The sequence below is a fragment of the Curtobacterium sp. 18060 genome (assembly GCF_902706105.1).
Classification (GTDB): Bacteria; Actinomycetota; Actinomycetes; order Actinomycetales; family Microbacteriaceae; genus Curtobacterium.
This window is the reverse complement of the sequence record NZ_CACSJV010000047.1, coordinates 22,837-28,883: the sequence shown is the minus strand read 5'-3', so window position 1 is coordinate 28,883 and position 6,047 is coordinate 22,837. Positions and strand designations below refer to the sequence as shown.

Annotated in this window: 5 protein-coding genes; 2 read left to right on the top strand and 3 right to left on the bottom strand. The window is 71.0% G+C overall.

The features are described 5' to 3' along the window. The coding region (locus GVL05_RS16430; protein ID WP_159573830.1) for an SUMF1/EgtB/PvdO family nonheme iron enzyme at positions 1 to 259 on the top strand (259 nt) is incomplete at its 5' end. 8 nt (positions 260 to 267) lie between these two features. Here the strand turns inward: GVL05_RS16430 and GVL05_RS16425 are convergent. The 3 genes from GVL05_RS16425 to GVL05_RS16415 all read right to left on the bottom strand — a co-directional run bounded on the left by GVL05_RS16425 (position 268) and on the right by GVL05_RS16415 (position 5,247). Then, positions 268 to 1,932 carry a SulP family inorganic anion transporter gene (locus GVL05_RS16425; RefSeq protein ID WP_159573829.1) on the bottom strand — a complete coding sequence of 555 codons (1,665 nt, stop codon included), beginning with the start codon at positions 1,930 to 1,932 and terminating at the stop codon, positions 268 to 270. Between the two features lies 1 nt (position 1,933). Continuing rightward, positions 1,934 to 4,276 carry an arylsulfatase gene (locus GVL05_RS16420; RefSeq protein WP_159573828.1) on the bottom strand — a complete coding sequence of 781 codons (2,343 nt, stop codon included), beginning with the start codon at positions 4,274 to 4,276 and terminating at the stop codon, positions 1,934 to 1,936. 119 nt (positions 4,277 to 4,395) lie between these two features. Then, the gene (locus GVL05_RS16415) at positions 4,396 to 5,247 is read right to left on the bottom strand and encodes a mechanosensitive ion channel family protein (RefSeq protein ID WP_159573827.1); all 852 of its coding nucleotides are present in this window, start codon (positions 5,245 to 5,247) and stop codon (positions 4,396 to 4,398) included. Between the two features lie 200 nt (positions 5,248 to 5,447). Here GVL05_RS16415 and GVL05_RS16410 point away from each other — a divergent pair, with 200 nt between their 5' ends. Then, complete coding sequence (locus tag GVL05_RS16410; protein WP_131920402.1) at positions 5,448 to 6,029, top strand: DapH/DapD/GlmU-related protein; 582 nt, start codon at positions 5,448 to 5,450, stop codon at positions 6,027 to 6,029. Positions 6,030 to 6,047: the final 18 nt, after the last annotated feature.

The following is a 6,047-nucleotide window of genomic DNA, read 5'->3' as shown; positions in this document are numbered from 1 at the left end:
CCCGACTACCCCGACGACCCCGACGCCGCCGGCCGAGGCGCGGGCGACCGAGTCGTCCGCGCACTGCGGCTGCGGCCCGACGGACACCCACCACGACGCCGCCCCGGAGACGCCGTCGACCGTCACGCGGGTCCTCAAGGGCGGGTCGCACCTGTGTGCGCCGGAGTACTGCCTGCGGTACCGGCCGGCGGCTCGGTCGCCACAGACCAGCGACTCCGCCGCCACCCACATCGGCTTCCGGGTGGTCTGGGACGGCTGATCTCGGCCTCAGCCCGGGTCGGCAGCCGCAGCCTGAGCCGTCCGCGCGGCCATCGCGGCGTCGACCGTCGGCAGCACCCTGCCGTCGTCGACGAGCCCGCGGAACCACGCGGTCCGCGACGCCGTCGCCGTAGCCGACCCGGGGAGGCCCACGAGCAGGAGCACGACGCCGCGTTGCGCGAGCTCGTGATCGAGGTCGGCGAGGCCGTCGAGGACGGTGACGGTCGCCTCGTGCATCCGCGACAGGTCGAGGACGACGGCGTCGGCACCGTCCGCGTCGACGGCGAGCCGGAGGACGGCGTTCTCGTACGCCAGGACGTTCGCGGTGTACACGGCGCCCTCGATCCGTGCGCTGATCGTCGTGCCGACGACGGGGCCCGGGGCCAGCCGGACGCGCTGCAGTTCGCGGAGGACCAGGAAGTACGTCCCGGCGACCCCGGCGACGACGGCTGCCAGCAGTCCGGCGGTCAGTCCGACCGCCGCGGTCACCACGGCGAGCCAGAAGTCGCGTCGGCTGATGCGGGCCAGCCTCCGGAGCGCGGGGACGTCGATGAGTCCGACGACGGCGGTGACGACGAGGGCGGCGAGGGTCGCCGTGGGCATCAGGGCCAGGACCGGTCCGAGGACGAGCGCGACCAGCACCGCGAGCGCGACGGTCACCAGGGTCGACACCTGGGTGCGTGCGCCGGCCCGCTGGTTGACCGCGCTCTGCGAGAACCCGCCGGCGGCCGGCAGCGTCTGGGTCAGGGACCCGGCGAGGTTCGCCGCGGCGGCCGCGAGCAGCTCGCGGTCGCTGTCGATCGGCGGCTCGCTCGGCTGTCGGATCCCACGTGCCACCGCTGCGGACTCGAGGAACGCCATCATCGCGATGCCGAGGGCACCGGGGAGCATCGCCGGCACGAGGGTCAGGTCGGGCAGCACGGGCTTTGGGAGACCGGTCGGGACGGGGTCGATCACCTCGACGCCGAGGTCGGTCAGGTGCAGGACGGCCGAGGCCGCGATGCCGCCGGCGACCACGACGAGCGGACCCGGCACCGCGGGCACGAACCGGCCCAGCAGCAGGAGCACGGCGACCGAGGCGACGGACAGCACGACCGTCGGGCCGTGCGCACGGGGGAGCGCCTCGACGACCGCCACCACGGAGCGGATGAACCCTGCCCCGGTCGGGTCGTCGGTCAGTCCGAGCAGCTTCGGCAACTGCCCGACCGCGACGGTCGCGCCGACCCCGATCTGGACGCCGATCAGCGTCGACTTGTTGATGTTCTCGACGAGCGAGCCCAGGGTGAGCAGCCGGGCGACGACGAGGACGACGCCGACGAGCAGGGTGAGGGTCGACAGTGCGCGGAGCGCGTCGTCGGACGAGACCGCGACGCCCGCGGAGACGAACGTCGTGGCGCTGAGCGTCGCGATCGTCGACGTCGTCGACACGCTCATCGCGCGCGACCCGCCCAGCAGGGCGTAGACGGCCATCGGCGCCATGCACGTGTAGAGCCCGACCTGTGCCGGCAGCTCCGCGATGCTCGCGTAGGCCATGGCCTGGGGGACGACGACCGCGCCGGCGCTCAGGCCGGCGAGGACGTCGCGCCCGAGCCACCGGCGGTCGTAGCCCCGGAGGGTGGGGGCGAACCACGTCCGGCTGCGCGCCGGTGCCGCCCCCACCTGCCGGGTCGCCATCTCAGTCGCGCGACATCGCGGCGGCGAGGTGCGCCTCGAGGTCGACGTAGGCGTCGTCGGCGATGTCGAACACGACCTTGTGGATCGTGCCGTCGCGGAACTCGAACCGCTCGCCCGCGTAGGCCTGCGTGACGGCGTCGCCGCTGTCGTAGCCGATGCAGAGTCCCTCGCCGCAGAGCGAGAAGTGCCCGAGCACGGTCCTGATCGGCGTCTCGGCGACCTGCTCGTCGTCGACGAAGAGCGCGAGTGGTCCCGTGGCCTCGCGGTACTCCCCGGTGCCCTCCTTCGTGAAGGAGACCCCGACGAGGTGCCGACCGGAGGTGGGAGCCGGGGTGGAGACGACGTTCTCGGGCGGGATGCCGAGGAAGTTGTACACGTAGGACAGCTGCCCGTCCTTGACGTACAGGGCGTGGCCGCCGAACCGGGATCCGTGCGCGAACACGACGCCCTCGGTGTCCGGCGTGAAGTCGACGTCCGCGACGATCTTGTACGACACCCCGTGCACGTTCGCCGCGGAACGCTCCGGCACCTCGGTGGTGCCCGGGTAGTACGTGTACTGCCCGCTCGGCGGGACGGGGACCTTGAACTCCATCGTGATGAAGGTCTCGAAGTCCTCGGGGTTCCCCAGGATCTGCAGGTCGTTCAGGGGCAGCACGTTGTTGGCCTTCGCCTCCGCGAACCAGCGCGCCACGAGTTCCTCGACCTTGTCCGGGTGCTCCGCGGCGAGGTCGTGCGCCTCGGAGCGGTCGACGTCGGTGTGGAACAGCTGCCACCGGTCGCTGTCGAAGCCGCTCGTCCCGGCTCCAGGTCCGTGCTCGGTCACCGCCTTCCAGCCCTCGTGCCAGATGCCGCGGTTGCCGAACATCTCGTAGTACTGCGTGTGCTTCGACGTCGGCTCGTCGGCTGCGTCGAAGGACGACCGCATCGAGACCCCGTCGAGTGGTCGCTGTTCCACGCCGGCGTACGTGTCCGGGAACGTGACGCCGCAGGCGTCGAGGATGGTCGGCACGATGTCGGTCGAGTGGTGGTACTGGTTCCGGACCTCGCCGCGGGAGGCGATGCCGGCCGGCCACGAGATCACCAGCGGGTCGCAGATCCCGCCCTGGTACACGTACCGCTTGAACATCCGGTACGGGGTCGAGAACGCCGCCGCCCATCCGGTCGGGTAGTGGTTGTAGGTGTCCGGGCTGCCGAGCTCGTCGACCATCGTCAGGTTCTGCGCGAGGTCGTCGGGGTAGCCGCCGAAGATCTTGCCCTCGTTGACCGAACCGTTCGGGCTGCCCTCGCCCGACGCGCCGTTGTCCGCGCAGTAGACGACGATGGTGTTGTCGAGCTGCCCGGACTCCTCGAGGTAGTCCACGATGCGGCCGACCTGCGCGTCGGTGTACTCGGAGAACCCGGCGTAGACCTCGGCCATCCGGCTGAACATCGCGCGTTCCTCGGCGTCGAGTTCGTCCCACGGACGCACGACGTCGGAGTCCGAGAACGTGCCGGGGGTCATCGGGTTGAGCTCCGTGAGCTCGGTGCCCTCCGGGAGAATGCCGCGTTCGATCATCCGGGGGAGGACCCACTCACGGTAGGCCTCGTAGCCGTCGTCGAACTGTCCCTTGTACTTGTCGATGTACTCCTGCGGGGCGTGGTGCGGCGCGTGGTTCGCACCCGGGCAGAACCAGAGGTACCAGGGCTTGTCCGGCTCGGTCTGCTTCGTGTCCCGGATCATCTTCAGCGCCTGGTCGGCGAGGTCCTTGGACAGGTGGTAGCCGTCCGCGGGCAGCGACGGCTGGTCGATGTAGTGGTTGTCCTCGGCGAGCGAGGGGTACCAGTTGTTCGTCTCACCGCCGATGAAGCCGTAGAACCGGTCGTAGCCCTGCGCGAGCGTCCAGTTCTTCTTCGAGGCGCCCGCCGTCCACTCGTCGATCGGGACGTTGTGGTTCTTGCCGACCCAGAACGTCGACCACCCGGCGTCACGGAGCACGTTCGCCATCGTCGCGTTCTCGGGCGGGATGTGCGAGCTGTAGCCGGGGAACCCGGTCGACGACTCCGAGATCGACGCGAACCCGTTCGCGTGGTGGTTCCGGCCGGTCAGGAACGTCGACCGCGTGGGGGAGCAGAGCGCCGTGGTGTGCCACTGCGAGTAGGTGAGGCCGTTCGCGGCGAGCCGCTCCATCGTGGGCATCTGGATCCGGCCGCCGTACGGTGACCACGCTGCCTGCCCGGTGTCGTCGTAGAGCACGACGAGGACGTTCGGGGATCCCGTCGGCGCCTTCGACGGGATGAACGCGTCCCAGTCGGCGACGGAGTCGCGCACGTCGAGTTCGATCTTGCCGGAGAACTGCTTGGCCATGGTCCGCTCCTGTTCGTTGGTCTGCGCGACGAGCCTCACCGCCCGGCGCGTCGACGTGCACGCCCGGAACGGGTGAGATCGCACGACCACGCACGACCCCGCACGACCCCGCAGAACCGTCAGTCCACGGCGTCGACGAGCGCGGTCAGGAACCGTGGTCCGTCCGACGAGACCGAGCAGGTCAGGCCGGTGCCGCCGAGCGCCACCGCGACCGCGCGCACCACCGACGACCGGGCGGCCTCGCGGTCGTCGTACGCGGACCAGAACCGGATGGTGATGTCCGCCCAGGCCGGCGTGATCGTGTGCAGGAAGACCTCGGGATCCGTCGACGACACCGAGGACCCCGAAGCCACCGAAGCCACCGAGGACACCGAGGCCACCGCGTCCAGCAGCACCGGGCAGACCCGGTCGAGGTCCGGTGAGCCGTGCAGCCGCGCCCGGACCTCGCTCCGGACCGACCCCGACTCGCTGGCGTTCCAGAGCGGGTTCTCGAGCAGCATGGTGTTCGGGATCCGGATCGTCCTGCCGTCCGAGGTGGCCAGCAGGACGGAACGCCCCGTCAACTCGACGATGCGGCCGGCCACGCCCTCGACCTCGATCGAGTCGCCGATCCGCACCGGTCGTCGGGCCTGGATGACCAGACCCGCGCCGAAGTTCGCCGCGATCCCGCGCAGGGCCAGGAACGCGACGGCACTGATGATGATCACCGCGGCGAGCACCGGCTGCAAGGGCGCTCCGAGCACGGTGAGGACGATGCCGATCGTGAGCAGGAGGATCGAGTAGCGCACGAGACGCGCCACGAGGTTCGTCCCGCTCGGTCCGAGCCCGCTCCACTTCGCCAGCGCCACGACGACGCCTCGCCGGGCCCACACGGACACGAACCACCCGACGACCAGGACGACGACGGCGAGGACCACGTCCCAGGCGCCGAAGGACGAGTTCTGCACCAGACCGTTCACGAACTCCTGCATGTCGCCTCCCAGCCGCAGCACGGTAGGCGTGCACGGGCGCTGCCCGGATCGCACCGACCGGGTGAGATCGCCGTCGTGCCGGCCGGCGGGCGATACCGCAAGGATCGCGCAACCACCAGTGCGTCCGTTGTCGAGCGGCCCTGCAGCGCCTACGTTTCGGCTGTGCGACCCCGCACCGTCCCCCGAGCCCAGGAGGCCGCATGGCCACGCCAGCCGTCCCCGTCCCCTCCATGTTGGTCCGCCTGCTGCGCGAGGACACCGCGCACGCTCGGGAGCACCTCGTCCTCACCGTTCTGCTCGGTTCGCCGTTCCTGCCGCGCGTGCTGCGACAGCTGATCCTGAAGACGGCTGGGGCGCACGTGGAGTCGGCGCCGGGCCCCGGCTTCTCGCTCACCGGAGACCCGCGCAACCTTTCCGTGGCTCGAGGTGTCTACTGCAACCGCGGCGTGACCGTCGAAGCCATCGCACCGGTCACCATCGGAGCGAACGCGGCCATCGGCATGCAGGTCCTCATCATGACGAGCCACCACCCGATCGACGCCGAAGGCCGGTGGAGCGAGACGCCGACCGGCCGTCCGGTGGTCATCGAGGACCGCGTGTGGATCGGCGGCCGTGCGACGATCCTGCCCGGCGCGCACATCGAGCACGACGTGGTCGTCGCGGCCGGCGCGGTCGTCACCGGGCGCCTGCTGGCGCACGGCGTCTACGCCGGCGTGCCGGCGAAGCGCATCCGTGACCTGGCCGGGGCAGACCCGGCCACGGACCGCAGAGCGACCGCCTGACGGCCTGGAGGCGCGGGG

Excerpts from the sequence above, each read along its gene's own strand:
- GVL05_RS16425 (WP_159573829.1), bottom strand. The coding sequence starts at position 1,932 with ATGGCGACCCGGCAGGTGGGGGCGGCACCGGCGCGCAGCCGGACGTGG.
- GVL05_RS16420 (WP_159573828.1), bottom strand. The coding sequence starts at position 4,276 with ATGGCCAAGCAGTTCTCCGGCAAGATCGAACTCGACGTGCGCGACTCC.
- GVL05_RS16415 (WP_159573827.1), bottom strand. The coding sequence starts at position 5,247 with ATGCAGGAGTTCGTGAACGGTCTGGTGCAGAACTCGTCCTTCGGCGCC.
- GVL05_RS16410 (WP_131920402.1), top strand. The coding sequence starts at position 5,448 with ATGGCCACGCCAGCCGTCCCCGTCCCCTCCATGTTGGTCCGCCTGCTG.